The organism is Clostridium oceanicum (genome assembly GCF_039521385.1).
GTDB classification, from domain to species: Bacteria; Bacillota; Clostridia; order Clostridiales; family Clostridiaceae; genus Clostridium_F; species Clostridium_F oceanicum.
In genome coordinates this window covers 83,440-103,792 of the sequence record NZ_BAAACG010000019.1, presented here as the reverse complement: position 1 = coordinate 103,792, position 20,353 = coordinate 83,440, and the positions used below count along the sequence as shown (strand labels likewise).

Below are 20,353 nucleotides of genomic sequence, written 5' to 3'. Positions count from 1 at the left end.
AAATAATAATTAAAATTAATATAATATGTGTAATAAATAATATATAAGAATTAGCGGATAAAAATTAATAAAGATTAATTAATAAGAAAATAAAAAGCTCATAAGTAAGAATTAAAATATAAAAATTGCTTGTTAAAAGATGAAAGTTAAAGATTAATAAGTAGTAATTAAAATACAATAGATAGTGCGTATGATTAATTATGAAATTTAAGAATGATTAAAGATGCTAATAAGTATGATTGAAATGTAGTAGATAGTACTTAATTTTAATTAGGAAATTTAAATAGAAACAAAGTTACATACTAATGATGAATTTGATTATGAGAGGGGAAGTTTATTATGAATAATATGGGTATATTATCTTTATTGCCGCCTATTATAGCTATAATAATAGCGGTAAAAACAAAAAATGTTATATTGTCATTATTTATATCTGTATTTGTTGGAGTTTTTGTAGTTGTGGGGTATTTACCAGGCTTTGCAGTTACAACTATGATAAAAGATTATTTCTTTGTTCAACTTATGGATAGCTATAATGCAGGGGTTTTAGTTTTACTAGTGTTTATAGGTGGATTTGTAAGCCTTATGGAAAAATCCGGAGGAGCAATAGCTTTTGCAGAAAAAACTAGTAAATTTATAAATACTAGGGTTAAAGCTCAAATAGCAGCTTGGCTTGGAGGTTTGTTGATATTCTTTTCAGATTTAGGTACTCCTTTAATTATAGGACCTATATTTGAACCTATATTTGATAAACTTAAGATTTCAAGAGAAAAATTAGCTTTTATAATAGATAGTACAGCTTCTCCTGTATGTGTTTTAGTTCCATTTATAGGATGGGGAGTATATGTTATGGGGCTTATACAAAAGGAATTTGATGCACTAAAAATAGGAGAATCTGATTGGTCTGCTTTTTTACATGCGGTACCTTTCCAATTTTATTCTATACTTGCACTTATAATTGTTCCTATAATAGCTTTTAGCGGTTTTGAATTTAGCAGTATGGCAAAGGCTGAAAAAAGAACTCAAGAAACAGGAAAAATATTTTGGCCAGATTCTAAGCCTTTAAGACAAAAGGATTATAGTGATAAAATAAACTACAATAAAAGTAAAGCTATATTAGTATGGTTTCCTATATTAATACTTTTAGCTACATTATTAGTACTTTTAGTTCCAAAGGGATTCCCTTTTAAAAAAATAGCAGGTTCTGAATTTAGGGTGGCTTTAAGTACAGGATATTTATTTTCTGGTATTTCATTGATTGCAATGATGGTTTATTATAAAGTTAAGAAATTTAGTGAAGCTTTTGATATATATATTGGTGGAATGAAAAAGATGATGAATGTTTCTATAATTCTTGTTTTATCATGGTCACTTGGATTAGTACTTAAAAATTTAGGTACAGCCAATTATGTGATACAAATAGCAGAAGGAAATATACCTGGATTTTTGATACCTGCCATTATATTTATTGCAGGAGGATGTACATCTTTTGCAACGGGTTCTTCTTGGGGAACATTTGCAATACTTATGCCTTTAGCAATACCAATGGCAAATTCTTTAAATGCACCATTATATGTGACTATAGCGGCAGTTTTATCAGGAGGATTGTTTGGGGATCAACTTTCGCCGATATCGGATACTACTATACTTGCATCTACAGGGGCAGGCTGTGATCATATAGACCATGTAAAAACTCAAATGTCTTATGGTATAATAAACGGAAGTGCTAGCTTTATAACATATATAATTGCGGGGATTTTCCCAAGTGTTATTACATTACTTGTAGCGGTGATTATAATGATTATAATACTATATTTTGGGGCGAAATTTAAAGGGTGTAGAATACCTAATACTTCAATTAATACAAAGAACAAATAACAATTAATAATTAACAGATAACAATTAATAATTAATAATTAACAATTAACAGATAACAATTAACAGATAATAGATAACAGATAACAGATAACAAATAACAGATAACAATTAACAGATAACAAATAATGAATAATGAACTTTTAAGGAGATGAAGACAACATGAAGCTTTGGGGCGGAAGATTTAAAGATGAAGAAAGCAAACTTATGGAAGATTTTAATAGTTCCTTAAGTTTTGATAAAAAACTATATTATGAAGATATTAAAGGCAGCATAGCACATGTAAAAATGCTTTGTAAATCAAATATAATATCTGAGAATGAAAAAGATAAGATACTTATGGGTTTAGAAAAAATATTAGAAGAGATAGAAAATGGGGATTTAAAAATAGAGGGAGACTATGAAGATATTCATAGTTTTGTAGAAATAAATTTAATAAAGAAAATTGGGGATGTAGGCAAAAAACTTCACACAGGAAGAAGTAGAAATGATCAAGTAGCTGTAGATATGAGGCTTTTCTCTAAGGATAAAGCTATAAAGGTAAAAGATGAATTAAATAAACTTTTAAACTTTTTAATAAAAGTTGGAGATGAAAACAATTATATTATGCCAGGATATACTCATCTTCAAAGAGCTCAAGTAGTTACTTTTAGATATCATTTAAGAGCTTATTATAGTATGTTTAAAAGAGATAAAAAAAGAATAGAAAATGCTATAGATATAATGAATGAAAATCCACTTGGATGTGGAGCTTTAGCTGGTACAACATATGATTTAGATAGAGAATTTACTACTTCAAAACTAGGTTTTGAAAAGCCTGTAGATAACTTTTTAGATGGTGTTAGTGATAGAGATTATATCATAGAACTTATAAGTTCTTTTTCTATAATCATGATGCATTTAAGTAGATTATCTGAGGAACTTATACTTTGGAGCAGTAGTGAATTTAAATTTATAGAAATGGGAGATGCTTATGCTACAGGTAGTAGTATAATGCCTCAAAAGAAAAATCCAGATGGTGCAGAACTTATAAGAGGTAAAACAGGAAGAGTTTATGGAGATTTAATGGGTATACTAACTACTATGAAAGGTATTCCACTTGCTTATAATAAAGATATGCAAGAGGATAAAGAACCCTTCTTTGATGCTGCAGATACTGTTTTAAGTTGTATTAAAGTTATGGGTGGTATAATATCTACTTTAAAAGTAAACAAAGATAATTTAATGAAATCAGTAAAAAGAGGATTTTTAAATGCTACAGAAGCTGCAGATTATTTAGTTAATAAAGGTATGGCTTTTAGAGATGCTCATAAAGTTATAGGTGAAATAGTTATATATTGTGAAGAAAAACAATCTGCTATAGAAGATTTATCATTAGAAGACTTAAAGAAATTTAGTGATTTGTTTAATGATGATATATATGAATTTATAGATTATAAGAATTCTATAAATAAAGGTATAAAAAGTGAGATAGGCTACAATAATTAGTTATAGCTAGGTTTAACTATCTTTTATAATGTGTTAAAATAAATTCTATGTGATTAATGTAAATTGATGTCATAGAATTTATTTTTTTAAGGAGAATTTTATATGAATGATTATATAGATGTTATAAAAAAAACTATGGTTCTTTCAGATAGTTTAAATGATGGATTAGAGTATATAAAAGAAAGAATTGTATTAAAAGAATATGAAGAGGTAGATGATATGATAAAAGACACCATATTAGCTACTAAGACTATATATAAAGCTTTAAATCCTGTGTTTTTAGAAATAAAGGATGTTGAACTAAAAAATAATATGGAAAAATTATTAAAAAATTTAATATCTCTTGAAGATAAAATAGAAGCAGGAGATGTTAATGCTGTTTGCAAAACTATTGATAAAAAAGTAGTTCCTACTTATGATTTGTGGAAAGAAAAATTAGACTGTAAGCTTAAAAAATATACTTATTGTTAAAGTGAAAAGTTTATATAGGTTATTACTTCATATAGATTGTTATATGGTTGATTTTAAAATAATAATATTAAATGTGATAGTAGATTATATATTTAAATAAGTTAATATAATTAGTTGGAAAGGGCTGTTGGTTAAGAAAAAATTCTTAATTTGATAGCTTTTATTTATTATTAAGGAAATTATAAATTTTTTTTAATAATCCTTATGGTAAAAGTATTTAGTTTAATTAATATTTTTTAGATAAGTAAATAGTTTTGTTTCCAATATATGTTTTTGTATTTGAATATGCTTTATATGAAATTAATAAAAAGTTAGAGGGTATCTCTAACTTTTTTGTTATTAAAAGGATAGGAAATTTGTTTATAGAATAAAGAAATTTTAAATTTAATTACATAAAATGGTTAAACAAAATTTTCTATAAATTCATAAAAAGGTATATATTTTTATTAGTCTGAAAAGTTAAAACGTTAACAATAATATGTAAAGGTTTTATATAAAAAAGTTAATTAAACTTAAAATGTTTACATAAAAATATAATATTTTTTTCCAAAAGATATAAAAAAAGCCTTTAAAAATGAAAAATCTAGTGGTATAATAGTTAAAGATTTAACAGATTGTGGCTAGAATAATTGATGCAATATATGTAAATTATATTTTATATAGTTATATAGGAGGAATAGAATATGAATATAAGAAAGAAAAGCACAAAAGTATCAGTAATTGGAGCGGGTTTTGTTGGTTCTACAACAGCTTACGCACTTATGCAAACTGAATTAGTTTCAGATTTAGTAATAGTTGATATAAACAAAACAAAAGCAGAAGGTGAAGCTATGGATTTAGCTCATGGAACTTCTTTTGTAAAACCAATAAATGTAATGGCAGGAGATTATAAAGATACAAAAGATTCAGATATAGTTATAATTACTGCAGGAGCAGGTCAAAAACCAGGAGAAACTAGACTTGATCTTATAAACAAAAATTTAAATATTTTTAAATCTATAATTCCAGAAGTAGTTAAATACAGCCCAGAATCTATACTTTTAGTTGTTTCAAATCCTGTAGATGTACTAACTTACATAACATATAAATTATCAGGATTCCCAAAAGAAAGAGTAATTGGATCAGGTACTGTTCTAGATACTTCAAGATTTAGATATTTAATATCAAAGAAATTTGATATAGATTCAAGAAACGTTCATACTTACATAATGGGAGAACATGGAGATTCAGAAATTGCAACTTGGAGTTCAACTAATATAGCAGGTATGACTGTAAGCGAATTTTGTAAAAGTGTAAATGAAAGTTGTGATGAATGCTTTAAAGATAACACTTTAGAAAGTGTAAAAAAAGCAGCTTATGAAATAATAAATAAAAAAGGATATACAAACTATGCTGTAGGATTAGCAGTAAAAAGAATTGTATCAGCAATACTAGGTGATGAAAATGCTATATTAACTGTTTCAAGTTTACTTTCAGGACAATATGGTATAAATGATGTTTACTTAGGAACACCTACAATAATAAATAGACATGGTGTTGAAAAAGTTCTAGAAGTTCCTTTAGATAAAAATGAAATGAAAGAATTAAAAGATTCAGCAGAAGTTTTAAAAGGACATATAGAAAAATCAAATATAGAATAAAATAAATTAGATTTCCTTTTAGTTTTAATTTAGTATATATGAAGGTATATAAGAACTTAGTTTCTTATATACCTTCTCTATTTTTATTATTAGGCATATTAAAATAAATAATAAGTCAAAGATGGGACGAATATTTTGTGAAATACAATGACTTAGGTTCTTCTAATAATTTTGCTATTAGTAGGTTCTAAGGAAGAAGTAGTTTTAGAAATAAAGTAGCATACTGGCTTTTTTATTTTTTTTAATGTGCTTTAAATCAATTTATAATTTTTTGAAAAAATAGTAGATTAAAAGATTATTTTTACATCAAATTAATATATTCATAATTTAGTTTGTTTTCCCTTATTTATATATAAAAAAATTATATATAAACTTATTGTAGAAATTAAAGAAAATATGATTTAATTCGATAAAAATTATATAAAAATAAGAAGGGAGAAATAAGAATGAGGTTACCTCATAATTTAGCATCATTAAATATATTTAGAACATATTCAGGTGCGTTAAAAGATCAAAGTGCAGCTTTAAATAGAATAAGTACAGGGTATAAAGTAATGACTGCTAAAGATGACCCTAACATCATAGCTCAAAGTGAAAGAACTAAAATACAGGTTAGAAGTTTACATATGGCAGCTAGAAACTCACAAGATGGTGTGAGCATGGTTCAGACAGCAGAAGGCGGGCTTCAAGGAATTGGAGATATGATAAAAAGAGTAAGAGAGCTTGTAATTCAATCTGGATCAGTTAATACAGATCATGATAAAAAAGTTATACAAAAAGAGATAAATCAGCTTGTAGAAGGTATAGATGACATAGCAAATAATACTGAATTTAATGGCGTTAAGCTTTTAAATAAAAATATAAAAGGAAAAGAACCTGAGATAGGAAAAATGCCTGTTGGAGCTAATGTTGGAGAAGTAGTAGACATACCTTTTTATAAACTAGATTCTAAAAATTTGCCAGGAGGATCAGTTTCTTTAAATGATGTAAATGTAACTAATGGTGAAGTAGATAAATCTTTAGAAATAGTAGATGCTGCAATGAATAAAGTTTTAGGTGTTAGAAATAAATATGGAGCAATATCAAATAGATTTGAAAAATCTATGAATAATATAAAAGAAATTGCAGATAGAATGGATGGAGCTAATGGAAGGTTAGTTGATGCAGATATAGCTGAAGAAATGATGGGTTATGCTAGAGGAAGTATAATGACTGAAGCATCTATGGCTATAATGAAGCAGACTAATGATTTCCCTATAGAAGTTCTTAGGATACTTGAAAATGTAAGATAGATTAAGGTCATATTTGAAATTAAATACCGGTAGATTTTATAATTCTACTGGTATTATTTTTGTAATTTGATATTGAAAATAGTTTAATCAGATTTAATTTGGAATTTAATTTAAAATTCTGACAACAATTTTTGATTTCGTTTTATACTTTATTTATATTATTTAGCGTATGTTGTTAATAAATATATTAATATGTATTTAAAGCAAAATAATGGTGTTATTATATAGAAAAAGAAGAATGGTTATTATATAATAATAAAAGAAATAAACTACTATTTATAATATATACAATAATATGGTAATAATTTGTAAATAAAAATTATAAATTATATAAAAATAGGATTAGCTATAATATTTTTTTAAATAATTTTAAATTTTGTATTTAATTTATTTATACAGTATGTACAAACAAATTTATTTAATGTAAAATAAAATTAAATTAAAACTTATATTTAATGTAAAAAAATATAATTTATTGTAAAAATGTATATAAATAACTAAAAAGTTACACATTTTAATCATATAATAGGAGTTGATAGTATGGAAATAGGTGATGCGTCTAATAGTCAGATAATGTATTCCATGTTAAAAAAAGGCCTAGATGCTTATTCTCATAGGGGAAAAGTTACAGCTAACAATATAGCAAACATGAATACTCCTGGTTATAAAAGACACTATGTTACTTTTGAAGATTCTTTAAATGAAAGTGTAAATAACATAAGATTAAAAAAAACTAATGAAAAACATATGAACGGTGGAAAAGGAGCAGAATTTGGAGAGTCCCAAGAAATGATAGATAAATCAAGTAGTATGAAATCAGATGGAAATAATGTAGATGTTGATAGTGAAGAGACTAATCAAGCTGCAAATCAACTTATGTATAATGCTCTTATAACAGAAGCTAATAAAAAGTTATCAGAAACAAGGTACATAATTAATGGAAGATAAATAAAATAGAAATAGGGTGATAAAAATATGATTAACGCGTTTAATACTATGAGGATAAGTTCTAGTGGCCTTTCTGCAGAAAGATTAAGAATGGATACTATAGCATCTAATATAGCTAATGTAGGCACTACTAGAACGGAAAAAGGTGGGCCTTATAGAAGAAAGGTAGCAGTATTTGAGGAAAACTTACAAAGGGAATATGATAAAAAAACAGGTAAGTATAATATGAAGGACTTAGGAATTAAAGCCACAGGTATTAAAGAAGATCCATCGCCATTAAGAAAAGTTTATGACCCGTCACATCCAGATGCAGATAACGAAGGATATGTTTCTATGCCTAATGTGAATATTTTAAATGAAATGGCAGATATGATTGCATCTGTTCGTACATATGAAGCTAATGTAAGTGCTATGAATGCTTCAAAGGGAATGTTTAGTAAAGCACTAGAGATAGGTAGATAAGGAGGAATATTATGATAGTAAATGGTTTTGTACCTAATAGTAGTATTTTTAATTTTGATGATAATAAAACAAAAAATGTACAACAGCCTAATAACATAGATTTTTTTAAAACTTTAAAAAATGAAGTAGATAAAGTTAATACAAAGCAAATAAAATCAGAAGAAACTACACAAAATTTCATAAAGGGTAAAGAGCAAAATGTACATAATGTTATGTTAAATTCTGAAGAAGCTAAAATGTCTATGGAACTTGCAGTTCAAGTTAGAAATAAGTTATTAGAAGCTTATCAAGAATTAAACAGAATGCAGTTATAGGTGAGGAGAACTTAGAATGAATAAGCTAAAGGATTTTTTTAATGGCATAAAAGAAAAATGGACAGGACTTAGTAAAACTAAAAAAATAGTTACTTCCATTATTATTGTTGGGATTATAGGATTTATTGTAGCTTTATCTCTTTATGTAGGAAAAACAAAATACGCTGTTCTTTTTTCAAACTTAGGAGAAACTGATTCAGGCGTAGTTCTTCAAAAATTAAAAGATAAAAAGGTTGAACCAAAAGTTGAAGGGGAAAAAATATTAGTTCCTAAAGAGGATGTTGATAAATTAAGAATGGAGATGTTATCAGAAGTACAACTTACTAATGGAAGTCAAGGTTTTGAAATACTTGATAAGGGTAAGTTTGGACAAACTGATAAAGAAATGGAAGTTAATTACCAAAGAGCGCTTCAAGGAGAACTAGAAAGAACTATAAAATCTTTTCCTCAAGTTGAAAATTGTAGAGTTCATCTAGTACTTCCAGAAGAAACTGCTTTTGTAAAAGAAACAAATCCAGGAAGAGCTTCTGTAACTCTTAATTTAAAACAAGGACAAACTCTTAAAAAAGATCAAGTTAAAGCTATAATAGCTTTAGTATCTGGAAGTGTAAAAAATATACCTAATAAAAATGTAGAAGTAATAGATAACAAGATGACACTTTTAAGTAAAAATTTATATGATGAAAATGGAGAAGAAGCTGGTGGATCTACTTCTACAGAAAAACAACAACAATTAAAGAAAAACTATGAAAAGAATATGCAAGATAAAGTTTTGGGAATGCTTGAAGCAATATATGGAAAAGACAAAGTTAAAGTTAATATTAACTCAGATTTAGATTTCGATTCAACAAAAACAGATTCAACAACTTATGGTCCTAAGAGTATGGTTGTAAGTGAACACAGTGTTAAAGAGAAAAATACTTCTAATCCATCACAAAATAATGGTAACGGAAGTGCAGTAGACAACAATATGGTTAATAACGTAGTAACTAATAATAATGGTGAGGAAACTTCTACAAGAGATGAAAATACTAAAAACTATGATAATTCGAAAACAAATCAAAAGACAATAAAAGCACCAGGGGCGGTAAAAAGATTAACAGCATCTGTAGCATTAGATGGAAATATAGATCAAGAAACAAAAACTGCTGTAACAAACTTGGTTAATTCAGCTATAGGATATGATGCAAAAAGAGGAGATACAATAAATGTAGAAGGAATACCTTTTGATACAACTTCTAAAGATGATGCTAAAAAAGATTTAGAGGATATGCAAAAAATGCAGGATCGTAACAACAAAATTAAACTATTTGGTGGTATTGGAGCTGGAGCGGCTTTATTGATTGCTTTAATAGTATTTATAATTCTTAAAAAACGTAGAGATTACGATGATGAAGAATATGAAGATGAAGGTTTAGATGTGACAATTGGTGATGAAGAAGAAGATAACTCTAATCCTAAACCTAAATTTAAACCTATAGAACTAGAAAATGAAAATGAGCAAACTCATATTGAAAATGAGATAAGAAAATATGCTAAAGAGAAACCAGATCAGGTAGTAGATATAATTAAATCATGGCTGGCAGAAGATGAGAGGTGATAACTATGGATAGAAAAGATAAGTTAACAGGAGTTCAAAAGGCAGCTATATTATTTATTACTTTAGGACCGGAAGTGTCGGCTAGTATAATCAAAAGATTACCTGATGCTGAAATTCAAAAGATAACTTATGAGATAGCAAATATTACTTCTGTAAATTCAGAAGTTAAACAAGATATATTAGGCGAATTTATTCAGATGAATAAAGCTAAAGATTATCTTTTAGAAGGTGGATTAGAGTATGCTAAGAGTTTACTTGCAAAAGCTTTAGGTAGTCAAAAGGCTATGGAGATATTAGATAAAGTAACCGAGGCTACTCATCAATTTAGACCATTTGCTATAGCAAGAAAAGCAGATGCTCATCAACTTTTAAATATTATAAACAATGAGCATCCTCAAACAGTTGCACTTATACTTTGTTATCTTCAAGCTGATAAGGCAGGACAAATTTTATCTGCTCTTCCTGAAGATATTCAATCAGAAGTAGCTTTTAGAATAGCAAATATGAGTAGTACTTCACCAATGGTTGTAAAAGAAATAGAAAAAGTATTAGATAGTAAATTGTCATCAGTAGTTAGATCAGATGTTACATCTATAGGTGGTATACCAACTATTGTTGATATATTAAATCAAGTTGATAGAACTACAGAGAAAAATATTACAGAAGAACTAGAAAGAGAAGATCCAGAACTTGCAGAAAAAATCAAAGAATCTATGTTTGTATTCGAAGATATCGTAACATTAGACGATGTATCAATACAAAGAGTTTTAAGAGAAGTAGATACAAAGGATTTAGCTTTAGCTTTAAAAGGAGCTTCAGAAGAAGTTGCTAACTGTATATTTAGAAATCAATCAAAGAGAGCAGCAGCTTCCTTAAAAGAAGATATAGAATTCTTAGGACCTGTAAGAATATTGGATGTAGAAAAATCACAACAGGGAATAGTGAATATAATAAGAAGATTAGACGAAGCAGGAGAGATAGTAATCTCAAGAGGTGGAGAAGATGCAATCATCGTTTAATGTTATTAAAAAAAGTAGTGTAGTAAGTGAAGGATGTAAAAAAATAGAAATAGAGTGTAAAGTACAAAAAGCTAAGAATCCTATTGAAGAGATAAACTCTAAAAATAATATAGATAGTTATGAAAATTTAGCTAAAAATATATTAGAAAATGCTAGAAGAAAAGCAGATAAAATTGTAGCTGACTCTTATAGAGAAGTTCAATCTTTAGAGGAAAATGCAGTGAAAAAGGGATATGATGAAGGATACGAGAGAGGATACAAGGAAGGACAAGATAAAGGTTATAAGGATTCTTATGAAAAGTATTTAAAAAAGGGCGAAGAAGAATATAAAAAAACAGTAGATAACTGTAATAACATATTGCTTCAAGCACAAAATGAGTATGACAAATATCTAAAAGATAAAGAAAAAGAAGTAAGAGAACTTGTGGAATCTATTGTATATCAGGTTTTAAAAAGAGAAGTAAAAGACTGTGATTCTTTAAATGATGTAATTTATGATGTTTTAGAAAAAAATAAGAAAGCAAAATCTATTGTAGTAAGATGTAACAAAAATTATCTAGAAGAAGTAAAAGGTAATATAGAGGAATGGAAAATTAAACTACCATTTAAAGGTGAAATTTTTGTTATAGAAGACAATTTAGCAAGTGATGGAAAAGTAGTTATAGAAACAGAGATGGGTAAAGTTATAGTAGATATTAATATAGCTTTAGAAAAGCTTAAAAATATGCTATTAGGAATATAGATATAAATAACAAGGTATTTATATTAGTGGGATTAAGGTACATTAAATTATTATTTATTTTAATATGTCTAAAATGAAAAATAACAAGTAGGATGTGACTATCTTTGGCACTTATAGATATAGATTTTGATGATATAAAAAATAAAATAGAAGAAACTAATTTTAATTACATGGAAGGTACTGTTAGAAAAGTTGTAGGGTTAACTATTGAAGTGGAAGGTATAAAGGCTTTTGTAGGAGAGGTATGTATTATATACAATGAAAAAAATAAAGAAATACCTTGTGAAGTAGTAGGTTTTAAAGAAAATGATGTTATTTTAATGCCTTTAGGTGAGCTTATAGGAATATCGCCAGGATGCAAAGTCGTTCCTCAAGGAAGGCCTTTAAGTGTAAATTGTTCTGACAGTATTTTAGGTCAAGTTTTAGATGGACTTGGTAATCCTTTGGATAAAAGTACATTGAAAGGAGGTACGCTGTATTCTTTAGATACAGAGCCTCCAGACCCACTTAAAAGAAGAAGTATAAGTGAGGTTATTCCTACAGGTATAAGAGCAATAGATGGTTTTACAACTGTAGGAGAGGGACAAAGAATAGGTATATTTGCAGGAAGTGGAGTCGGTAAAAGTACAACTCTTGGAATGATTGCAAGATATGCTAAAGCGGATATTAATGTTATTGCCCTTATTGGAGAAAGAGGAAGAGAAGTAAGAGACTTTATAGAAAAAGATCTTGGACCGGAAGGAATGAAAAAATCAGTTGTTGTTTGTGCAACTTCTGATAAACCGGCTTTAGTTAGATTAAAAGGTGCCTATGCAGCTACAGCTATAGCAGAATATTTTAGAGATCAAGGTAAAAAAGTTATACTTATGATGGATTCAGTTACAAGATTTGCTATGGCTCAAAGAGAAATAGGGCTTGCTATAGGAGAGCCGCCAGCAACTAAAGGATATACCCCTTCGGTTTTTGCAAAACTTCCAAGGCTTATGGAAAGGGCAGGAATGTCAATTAAAGGTTCTATTACAGCTTTTTATACAGTTTTAGTAGATGGAGATGATTTTAACGAACCTATAGCAGATGCTGTAAGAGGAATACTAGATGGACATATTGTTCTTTCAAGGGATTTAGCGTCTAAAAATCATTATCCAGCTATTGATGTATTAAGTAGTGTAAGTAGACTTATGTCTTCTGTAGCCTCAGATGAACATAAAGCTGCTGCAGGATTTTTAAGAGATCTTTTAGCTACATATAAAAACTCGGAAGACCTTATAAATATAGGAGCTTATGTTAAGGGAAGTAATAAAAAAGTAGATACTTCTATTCAATATTATGATGCTATTATAGGATTTTTAAGACAAGGCATGAATGAACAGTGTGATTTTGATGGGTGTGTAGATAGACTTAGAAATATGTTTGGAAATTAGAAGGGAAGTTTAAAATGAAATCTTACTCTTTTAGATTACAGAAACTTTTAGAAATGAGAGAAAAAAAGGAAGAACAAAGTAAACTAGAATTTAAAAAAGCTGAAAATGAGAAGCGTTTTGAAGAAGAAAAACTTTTTAAATTAAAAGATAATTATTCTAAATATAGCAATATAAATTTAAATGATTCAGTTATTGAAAAAAAAATAAGACATAATTATTTAAGATCATTAAACTATTGTATTAATGAAACTTCTGAAAATCTAGATAAAAAAGTGGATATAGTTGAAAAGAAAAGAGAAGAATTAAAAAAGTGTCAAATAGAAAAGAAAACAGTAGAGATACTTAAAGAAAAGGATAAATTAGCTTTTGAAAAAGAGCAAAAGATGATAGAGCAAAAGCTTAATGATGAGTTAGCTTTATATGCTTATATGAGAAATCAAAATTAGATTTGAAAGGAGGTGAATAAAGTGAAAATAGACATTAATAATATTGTACCTAAAGTGAATAGTAAAAAATCAGTAAAATCTAATAATAACAAAACAAATGATAAATTTAATGAATTGTTATTTGATGCAAAGGGTAAGAATATAATTAAAAATGATAACAAATTAAATGAGCATAGTGATTTAGAAAAAATTTCAGATTCTGATTTAAAGAATATAAAAGATGAACTAAAAAAAGAAGGTTTTTCAAAAGAAGAAGTAGATAAAATTGAAGATGTAGATGATTTAAAAGATTTTTTAAAAAAAGCAGAAGATAAAGGCGATGTAAATTCTCTTTTAAATATCATAAGCTTAGTTTTAAATGTTATTAATAAAAATAAAGACAATGCTTCAAACAATCTTACTGAAGATTTTTTGAAGGATATGAAAAATATAAATGAATTACTTGAAAAGTTTATAAACTCTAAAATGCCAACTGAAAAACAAGAACTTTCTAAAGAAATATTAGAAAAGATACAATCAGTTTTAAAAAGTAAGGAAACATCAAATTTTGATAAATCTATAATAAAAACCATTTATAATAAATTATTTAAATCTGAAATAGGATCAAAAGATGCTTTAGTTAATAATATGTCACAGGTTGAATTTGAACTTAAAAGTAAACTCCAAAATATTTTAACAAAAGTAGAAGGAAAAGAAAATTTAAAATCACAACCTACTAATATTTTTGATAGTAATACCATTAAAAGTTCTTTTCAATCATCAAAAGATTCATTATTAGATGGACAAGCAAAAAATCAAAATGAAAATGACTTTTTAAGTAAGTTTGTAGACAGCGATCAAAAAGATAGTGGAGAAAAAATAGACAAAGCAGTTAATTTTATGAGTCGTTTTAAAACTGAAGATACGGGATCTTTGATTTCTAAAGGTGATATACAAAATGTAGTTTTAAATAAAGATACTATAAATACTGATATGATAAAAACTATAAAATATATGCAAACTAATAGTATAAAAGAGTTATCAGTAAAAATAATGCCAAAAGAATTAGGAGAAGTTATTATAAAACTTACTATGGAAGGTGGCATTATGAAAGCTCACATAAATGCTTCAAATAAAGATGCTTATAATATACTAAATAATAATTTATCTCAAATACAAGAAAAACTTCAAGCTAATAACTTAAAAGTACAAGATATAAGTTTAAACATATACAACGAAGATACAACTTTCTTTAAAGAAGGGTCAAATAACAGTGGAGATGAATCAAGTAGGCAAAATAATAAAAATAAAGAAACTTCTTCAAAAATAGATTCTTTAGAAGGTCTTGAAGCAGAAGAAAATGTATCTAGCTTAGATAGTAACGTAAATATGTTAGCTTAAGTCATATTTAAGTAAATAACAGATTAATTTTGATACTTATTATTTAATCTTATATGGCTAACATAATTGGAGGTGAAAATATGCCAATAACAACAGTAAATAATCCTGGGACAAGTCCTAGAGTAGCATCAAATAAAAAAAATAATAAAAATGATAATAAAGTAGGATCAAATAAAGATGATAATAAAAAAAGTGACAATGATGTTAAAGATGAAAAAGGTATAATTGAAAAATCTATGGAGGCAACTTCTACTAAGACTTCTAGAGGAACAAAAATAGTTAAAAAAGGTGAAGGTCTTGATAAAAATGCTTTTTTCAAAATACTTTCAGCAGAGCTTTCTAACCAAAATCCTACAGATGCTAAAGATGGAACAGAATATGTATCTCAAATGGCACAATTTAGTTCTCTAGAGCAAATGGCAAACTTAAATAGCATGATGAAACTCACAGGAGCTTCTAGCTTTATAGGAAAAGCTGTTTTACTTAGAAAACTAGATCCAATGGGAAATCAATATGCTGGAATAGTTAGAAATGTAATAAAAAATGGAGATGACATAAGTCTTTCTGTAGAATATGAACCAGGGAAAACAGAAAATTTTGGTATGGAAGATGTAGTTAATATAACTGATGATATAAATCAAACATCTAATTATAATAATAATTTATTGCAAGCAGTAGCAATAATTGGAAAAAAAGTTGAGATGTATGATGGAAAAGAAACTAAAACAGGTATAGTTAAATCAGTTAGTAGAAATGGTGCAGGAGTAAGTATAAAAGTTGTAGTAAAAGAAAATGAAGAAGAAAAAGAAATGAATGTTCCATTTGAATATGTAACTAAGGTTAAAAATAGTTAATCTTAGGATGTGATTTTATGGGATTTAAAGTTATAAACGGAAAACTTCAGTTAATACAAGATTATAAAATTTCAAATGGTAATATATTAAAAAATAATACTTCAGCATATAAGAAAGCAAATAATAACTTAAATAAAAATATTAAATTTAAAGATGTATTAAATAATGAAGTACATAAAAATTTAAGTAATTCAAATATGTTTAATATATCAAATCATGCTTTAACTAGACTAAGAGATAGAAATATAAATTTTAATGAAGTGGATATGAAAAATATAAATGAAGCTATAAATAAAGCTTATAAAAAAGGAAGTCGTGATTGTTTAATATTATATAAAAGAGTAGCTTTAGTAACTTCTATAGAAAATAGAACAGTTATTACTGCTATGGACGAGAATGAAAGTAAGGATAATGTTTTTACAAATATAGATAGTACCATTATATTATAGAGCTGGACCTTTGAAGGAAGCTCTGTCTTGTGGAATGACAGAAGCAAGACTATAAACTAATTTGAATTTCAGGGGGAATTAAAGAATGTTAAGATCAATGTACTCAGGAATATCAGGACTTAAAGCACAACAGACAAAACTAGATGTAATAGGTAATAATATTGCAAATGCAAATACAACAGCTTTTAAATCTCAAAGCATAAGATTTAAAGATATGTTAAGCCAAAGCATGTCCGAAGCTACCGGCCCTCAAGGAAATATTGGTGGTACAAACCCTCGTCAAATAGGACTTGGTGTACAAATAGGTGGAATATTTACAGATACAACTACCGGTAATATGCAAACAACAGGAAGAAACCTTGATGTAGCTATAGATGGACCAGGATACTTTATAGTTGGTAGAGGAAAAGTTGTTGAAGGTGCTGGTGATACTGCTACTAGTACCCCGGATACCCTTGGTATAACAAAGCACGAATTTGACAGTACAACTTCAAAGGGATCTGTAGAAACAATGTTTACAAGAGATGGTTCTTTTATTTTAGATGAACAAGGAAGTCTTTTAACATCAGACGGATTAAGAGTATATGGATATGCTAATGGTAATTCAATTGAATATAAGGGTGCTCCGGATCAACATGTTGTAACAGATCCAGCTGATGAATTAAAAGACCAAACTAGTTTACAACCTCTTGTTATTCCAGATCAATTAAATATTTCAGGTGAAGATCAAAGGGTTCAATCTTTTAGTATAGAACAAAATGGTGTTATAAAAGCAACATTAGCAAATGGTTCCAATGTAGAAATAGGACAAATTGCTATGGCATCTTTTAAAAACCCAGGTGGTTTAACTAAAACAGGTAAAAATTTATACACAAGTTCTGCAAACTCAGGAGATCCTATTGTAAGATCTTCAAAAGGTGCAGATGATGACAATAGTAAAGGATATGGAGATTGTCTTCAAGGTAAAACAGAAATGTCCAATGTAGATTTAGCTGAACAATTTACTGAAATGATTGTAGCTAATAGAGCATTCCAAGCTTGTGGAAAAATGATAACAACAGGTGATGAAATACTACAAGATCTTGTAAACTTAAAAAGATAGATTTAAATAAAACTATAGGGATTGGTATTTAATTTTAAATATCTAATCCCTATAGATGAATTAAATAATTTTAGTTTTAAAGAAGTATGGATTAAAAATAATTTTTAGATTAATGTATTATTAAAATTTTATATTCTTCTATAAACTAAAGGGGGGATAACATGATAGAACTTACTGGCATGAACAATAGGAAATTTGTATTAAATGCAGAGCATGTTGAAAAGATTGAACAAGTTCCCGAAAGCTTAATTACTTTATCTAATGGGAAAAAATACATAGTTATGGAATCTGTAGATGAAATCATAGGAAAAATCAAAGAATACAAAAGTGACATAATCACTTTAGGCATACAAGGAGGAGTCAACCGATGAAAAGGAAGGATATGTTAACGCTAATTGGTATAATTGCTGGTTTTGGATTAATAGGATGGGGAATGATGTCTGGCGATGGTGGCGGAATAGGCCCATTTATCGATATTTCTTCTATAATTATAACAATAGGTGGATCCTTTGCAGCTATGCTTGTAAACTATCCTATTTCACAATTTAAAAAGTTAGCTAAAGTTTTAGCACAAACTTTTAAAGATAACAAAGTATCTAGTTTAGAGGTTATACAAAATTTCACAGAGTTATCTAGAAAAGCTAGAAGAGAGGGACTTCTTTCTTTAGAAGATGCTATAAATGATTTAGATGATGAGTATATGAAAAAAGGTTTAAGAATGGTAGTAGATGGCATAGAACCTGAGACAATTAGAGATATTATGGAACTTGAAATAGAAGAAATGGAAGAAAGACATAAAAAAGGTGCTGATATGCTTAGAAGTTGGGGAGCATATGCGCCTGCTTTTGGTATGATAGGTACATTAATTGGTCTTATACAGATGCTTGGTAATCTTACAGATTCTAGTGGTATAGCAGTTGGAATGTCAAAAGCTTTAATTACTACTTTTTATGGAGCATTACTTGCAAACTTACTTTTTAATCCTATGGCTTCAAATTTAACTTATAAAAGTGAAATAGAAGTTAGTACTAGAGAGATGATATTAGAAGGAGTTTTAGCAATACAATCTGGTGTTAATCCTAGAATAGTAGAAGAAAAGCTTGTTACATATCTTTCACCTAAAGAAAGATTAGATTATTCTAATGCTAATGTATCTAGGGAAGGAGCAGCTCAAAATGTCTAGAAGAAAGAAAAAATCTAGTTCACCTGGGCTTACCGGTGATGAATGGATTCAAACTTATTCAGATACTATAACATTGCTTCTAACTTTTTTTGTATTACTATATTCTTTTTCTACAGTGGATGCTCAAAAATTTAAACAAATAGCAGCTTCATTTCAAACTGTTATGACTGGTGATTCAGGAAAAACTATTGTTGATTATAATATGAAAGATGGAGATGTACCTTTAGTTGGAGAAACAGTTAAAATGGGAAGAGAGAAAGGCTCCAATGGGAAAGATATATATGATCAAGTTAATAGTTATTTAAATAATAATAAGCTAAAAGGTTCTGTTAAAGTAGCACAAGACAGTAGAGGCGTTGTTATGCAGCTTAAAGATAATATAATATTTGAATCAGGGAGAGCTGAAATAAAGACTAATAGTAAGCCAATACTTGATAAGTTAAATGGATTATTAACTACTTTTCCAAACGATATAATAGTAGAAGGTCATACAGATAATCTTCCAATAAAAAATAATAAGTATGATTCTAACTGGGAGTTATCTACAGACAGAGCAACTAATGTATTAAGATACTTTGTGGAAACTAAAAAGCAAGATCCAAATAGATTTAGTGCATCAGGGTATGGAGAGCATAGACCAATAGCTCCAAATAATTCAGATATTAATAGAGCAAAAAACAGACGTGTAAATATACTAATAGTCTCAAAAGAGAAAGGAAAGATGAAAGATGAGCGAAAATAAAGCAGAACAAAGTAGTGGATCAGGGAAAAAAATATTATTGATAGTAATAATAGTACTTGTTATAGCAGGTGGATGCTTTGGAGGATATATGTTCTTTAAGGATAAGTTTACTAGCAGTAAACCTAAAAAACCAAATGTTGTTAATTATAATCAAAATCAACCAGCACAAAATGGGGCATATCCAGTTCAAAATATTGTATCTTCAAAAACTTATTCTTTAGATGAGTTTTTAGTTAATTTATCAGATGAAGATGGAAAAAGATTTTTAAAAGCAAAAATATATTTAGGATATGAAGAGAAAAAATTAGACAAAGAATTAGAAACTAAAAAGCCTATATTAAGAGATGCAATTATAGCTACTTTAAGATGCAAAAAAGCTGCAGATATAAATCCTAAATCTATAGATAAAATTAAATCAGAAATTGTTTCAAAGATAAACCCAATGCTTGAAGATGGACAAGTACAAAGTGTTTATTTTGATGATTTACTAGTTCAATAGAAATTTATAAGGAGCAAATAGAATGGATTTTGAAATTTTATGGATGTTTTTAAAAATAGTAATATTTATCCCTTTTATAGTTATTCTTATATATTTATCTTTAAAATATGGTGGGGGTAAACTCCAAAAATTTCAAAATGGTAAATATATAAAAATATTAGAAAGAGTTCCAATATCTAAAGAGAATTCAATTATATTAGCTAAAATAGGAGATAAAGGTTATGTAATGTCTTCAACCCATGGAAGAATGGAAATTATGACAGAACTTACAGAAAAAGAAGTATTAGATATAGAAAAAGCAAAACAAGAATCCATTCCACAGTATGATAGCTTAAAAGATTTTTGCATGAAAAATAATTTAAATGGATTGTACAAAAAACTTAGTTTTAAGAAGGAAGATAAAAGGTATGAGAAAAAACAGTAAAA

The 20,353-nt window shown here is 27.7% G+C and carries 22 protein-coding genes; all 22 read left to right on the top strand.

All coding sequences use genetic code 11. The features are described from left to right. Positions 1 to 339 precede the first annotated feature (339 nt). Positions 340 to 1,878 (top strand): Na+/H+ antiporter NhaC family protein, encoded by a 1,539-nt coding sequence (locus ABDZ71_RS17010; RefSeq protein WP_343763565.1) that lies wholly within the window; start codon positions 340 to 342, stop codon positions 1,876 to 1,878. A 159-nt stretch (positions 1,879 to 2,037) separates the two neighbouring features. Next, positions 2,038 to 3,363, top strand: coding sequence for an argininosuccinate lyase (gene argH, locus ABDZ71_RS17005; protein ID WP_343763563.1), 1,326 nt, complete (start codon positions 2,038 to 2,040; stop codon positions 3,361 to 3,363). 102 nt (positions 3,364 to 3,465) lie between these two features. After that, a complete protein-coding gene (locus ABDZ71_RS17000) occupies positions 3,466 to 3,834 on the top strand; it encodes a DUF8042 domain-containing protein (protein ID WP_343763560.1) in 369 nt (122 codons plus the stop codon). A gap of 683 nt (positions 3,835 to 4,517) precedes the next feature. Continuing rightward, entirely contained in the window at positions 4,518 to 5,474 is a 957-nt protein-coding gene (locus ABDZ71_RS16995; RefSeq protein ID WP_343763558.1) for an L-lactate dehydrogenase, read from the top strand. A gap of 446 nt (positions 5,475 to 5,920) precedes the next feature. Beyond that, positions 5,921 to 6,766, top strand: coding sequence for a flagellin N-terminal helical domain-containing protein (locus tag ABDZ71_RS16990; RefSeq protein ID WP_343763556.1), 846 nt, complete (start codon positions 5,921 to 5,923; stop codon positions 6,764 to 6,766). Positions 6,767 to 7,306: 540 nt separating this feature from the next. Continuing rightward, positions 7,307 to 7,714 (top strand): flagellar basal body rod protein FlgB, encoded by a 408-nt coding sequence (flgB, locus tag ABDZ71_RS16985; protein ID WP_343763554.1) that lies wholly within the window; start codon positions 7,307 to 7,309, stop codon positions 7,712 to 7,714. 27 nt (positions 7,715 to 7,741) lie between these two features. Then, positions 7,742 to 8,176: a flagellar basal body rod protein FlgC gene (gene flgC, locus ABDZ71_RS16980; RefSeq protein WP_343763551.1), complete on the top strand. Its 435-nt coding sequence runs from the start codon at positions 7,742 to 7,744 to the stop codon at positions 8,174 to 8,176. An 11-nt stretch (positions 8,177 to 8,187) separates the two neighbouring features. Continuing rightward, positions 8,188 to 8,490 (top strand): flagellar hook-basal body complex protein FliE, encoded by a 303-nt coding sequence (fliE, locus tag ABDZ71_RS16975; RefSeq protein WP_343763549.1) that lies wholly within the window; start codon positions 8,188 to 8,190, stop codon positions 8,488 to 8,490. Positions 8,491 to 8,506: 16 nt separating this feature from the next. Further along, positions 8,507 to 10,090: a flagellar basal-body MS-ring/collar protein FliF gene (gene fliF / locus ABDZ71_RS16970; protein ID WP_343763547.1), complete on the top strand. Its 1,584-nt coding sequence runs from the start codon at positions 8,507 to 8,509 to the stop codon at positions 10,088 to 10,090. Positions 10,091 to 10,095: 5 nt separating this feature from the next. Further along, a complete protein-coding gene (gene fliG, locus ABDZ71_RS16965; RefSeq protein ID WP_343763545.1) occupies positions 10,096 to 11,109 on the top strand; it encodes a flagellar motor switch protein FliG in 1,014 nt (337 codons plus the stop codon). Then, positions 11,093 to 11,851, top strand: coding sequence for a FliH/SctL family protein (locus ABDZ71_RS16960; protein WP_343763543.1), 759 nt, complete (start codon positions 11,093 to 11,095; stop codon positions 11,849 to 11,851). The genes fliG and ABDZ71_RS16960 overlap by 17 nt, the downstream gene beginning before the upstream one ends. 104 nt (positions 11,852 to 11,955) lie before the next feature. Then, the gene (gene fliI / locus ABDZ71_RS16955) at positions 11,956 to 13,272 is read left to right on the top strand and encodes a flagellar protein export ATPase FliI (protein ID WP_343763540.1); all 1,317 of its coding nucleotides are present in this window, start codon (positions 11,956 to 11,958) and stop codon (positions 13,270 to 13,272) included. A 14-nt stretch (positions 13,273 to 13,286) separates the two neighbouring features. Beyond that, positions 13,287 to 13,718, top strand: coding sequence for a flagellar export protein FliJ (fliJ, locus tag ABDZ71_RS16950; RefSeq protein ID WP_343763538.1), 432 nt, complete (start codon positions 13,287 to 13,289; stop codon positions 13,716 to 13,718). Positions 13,719 to 13,739: 21 nt separating this feature from the next. Then, a complete protein-coding gene (locus ABDZ71_RS16945; protein ID WP_343763536.1) occupies positions 13,740 to 15,098 on the top strand; it encodes a flagellar hook-length control protein FliK in 1,359 nt (452 codons plus the stop codon). A gap of 80 nt (positions 15,099 to 15,178) precedes the next feature. Beyond that, positions 15,179 to 15,952, top strand: a complete 774-nt coding sequence (locus tag ABDZ71_RS16940) for a flagellar hook assembly protein FlgD (protein ID WP_425544728.1) — start codon at positions 15,179 to 15,181, stop codon at positions 15,950 to 15,952. 17 nt (positions 15,953 to 15,969) lie between these two features. Next, positions 15,970 to 16,401 carry a TIGR02530 family flagellar biosynthesis protein gene (locus ABDZ71_RS16935; RefSeq protein WP_343763534.1) on the top strand — a complete coding sequence of 144 codons (432 nt, stop codon included), beginning with the start codon at positions 15,970 to 15,972 and terminating at the stop codon, positions 16,399 to 16,401. A gap of 85 nt (positions 16,402 to 16,486) precedes the next feature. Continuing rightward, a complete protein-coding gene (locus tag ABDZ71_RS16930) occupies positions 16,487 to 17,503 on the top strand; it encodes a flagellar hook-basal body complex protein (RefSeq protein ID WP_343763532.1) in 1,017 nt (338 codons plus the stop codon). A 161-nt stretch (positions 17,504 to 17,664) separates the two neighbouring features. Next, positions 17,665 to 17,874: a flagellar FlbD family protein gene (locus ABDZ71_RS16925; RefSeq protein ID WP_343763530.1), complete on the top strand. Its 210-nt coding sequence runs from the start codon at positions 17,665 to 17,667 to the stop codon at positions 17,872 to 17,874. Continuing rightward, positions 17,871 to 18,686, top strand: coding sequence for a motility protein A (locus ABDZ71_RS16920; protein WP_343763528.1), 816 nt, complete (start codon positions 17,871 to 17,873; stop codon positions 18,684 to 18,686). The genes ABDZ71_RS16925 and ABDZ71_RS16920 overlap by 4 nt, the downstream gene beginning before the upstream one ends. Next, positions 18,679 to 19,428, top strand: a complete 750-nt coding sequence (locus tag ABDZ71_RS16915) for a flagellar motor protein MotB (protein ID WP_343763526.1) — start codon at positions 18,679 to 18,681, stop codon at positions 19,426 to 19,428. Before ABDZ71_RS16920 ends, ABDZ71_RS16915 begins: the two co-directional genes overlap by 8 nt. Next, positions 19,415 to 19,927: a flagellar basal body-associated FliL family protein gene (locus tag ABDZ71_RS16910; protein WP_343763524.1), complete on the top strand. Its 513-nt coding sequence runs from the start codon at positions 19,415 to 19,417 to the stop codon at positions 19,925 to 19,927. Before ABDZ71_RS16915 ends, ABDZ71_RS16910 begins: the two co-directional genes overlap by 14 nt. A 22-nt stretch (positions 19,928 to 19,949) precedes the next feature. Then, positions 19,950 to 20,351 (top strand): flagellar biosynthetic protein FliO, encoded by a 402-nt coding sequence (gene fliO / locus ABDZ71_RS16905; protein ID WP_343763521.1) that lies wholly within the window; start codon positions 19,950 to 19,952, stop codon positions 20,349 to 20,351. The last annotated feature ends 2 nt before the right edge of the window (positions 20,352 to 20,353 follow it).

Bases quoted from the DNA above. Each gene is read 5' to 3' on its own strand.
- ABDZ71_RS17010 (WP_343763565.1), top strand. From the start codon at position 340: ATGAATAATATGGGTATATTATCTTTATTGCCGCCTATTATAGCTATA.
- argH (WP_343763563.1), top strand. From the start codon at position 2,038: ATGAAGCTTTGGGGCGGAAGATTTAAAGATGAAGAAAGCAAACTTATG.
- ABDZ71_RS17000 (WP_343763560.1), top strand. From the start codon at position 3,466: ATGAATGATTATATAGATGTTATAAAAAAAACTATGGTTCTTTCAGAT.
- ABDZ71_RS16995 (WP_343763558.1), top strand. From the start codon at position 4,518: ATGAATATAAGAAAGAAAAGCACAAAAGTATCAGTAATTGGAGCGGGT.
- ABDZ71_RS16990 (WP_343763556.1), top strand. From the start codon at position 5,921: ATGAGGTTACCTCATAATTTAGCATCATTAAATATATTTAGAACATAT.
- flgB (WP_343763554.1), top strand. From the start codon at position 7,307: ATGGAAATAGGTGATGCGTCTAATAGTCAGATAATGTATTCCATGTTA.
- flgC (WP_343763551.1), top strand. From the start codon at position 7,742: ATGATTAACGCGTTTAATACTATGAGGATAAGTTCTAGTGGCCTTTCT.
- fliE (WP_343763549.1), top strand. From the start codon at position 8,188: ATGATAGTAAATGGTTTTGTACCTAATAGTAGTATTTTTAATTTTGAT.
- fliF (WP_343763547.1), top strand. From the start codon at position 8,507: ATGAATAAGCTAAAGGATTTTTTTAATGGCATAAAAGAAAAATGGACA.
- fliG (WP_343763545.1), top strand. From the start codon at position 10,096: ATGGATAGAAAAGATAAGTTAACAGGAGTTCAAAAGGCAGCTATATTA.
- ABDZ71_RS16960 (WP_343763543.1), top strand. From the start codon at position 11,093: ATGCAATCATCGTTTAATGTTATTAAAAAAAGTAGTGTAGTAAGTGAA.
- fliJ (WP_343763538.1), top strand. From the start codon at position 13,287: ATGAAATCTTACTCTTTTAGATTACAGAAACTTTTAGAAATGAGAGAA.
- ABDZ71_RS16940 (WP_425544728.1), top strand. From the start codon at position 15,179: ATGCCAATAACAACAGTAAATAATCCTGGGACAAGTCCTAGAGTAGCA.
- ABDZ71_RS16935 (WP_343763534.1), top strand. From the start codon at position 15,970: ATGGGATTTAAAGTTATAAACGGAAAACTTCAGTTAATACAAGATTAT.
- ABDZ71_RS16930 (WP_343763532.1), top strand. From the start codon at position 16,487: ATGTTAAGATCAATGTACTCAGGAATATCAGGACTTAAAGCACAACAG.
- ABDZ71_RS16925 (WP_343763530.1), top strand. From the start codon at position 17,665: ATGATAGAACTTACTGGCATGAACAATAGGAAATTTGTATTAAATGCA.
- ABDZ71_RS16920 (WP_343763528.1), top strand. From the start codon at position 17,871: ATGAAAAGGAAGGATATGTTAACGCTAATTGGTATAATTGCTGGTTTT.
- ABDZ71_RS16915 (WP_343763526.1), top strand. From the start codon at position 18,679: ATGTCTAGAAGAAAGAAAAAATCTAGTTCACCTGGGCTTACCGGTGAT.
- ABDZ71_RS16910 (WP_343763524.1), top strand. From the start codon at position 19,415: ATGAGCGAAAATAAAGCAGAACAAAGTAGTGGATCAGGGAAAAAAATA.
- fliO (WP_343763521.1), top strand. From the start codon at position 19,950: ATGGATTTTGAAATTTTATGGATGTTTTTAAAAATAGTAATATTTATC.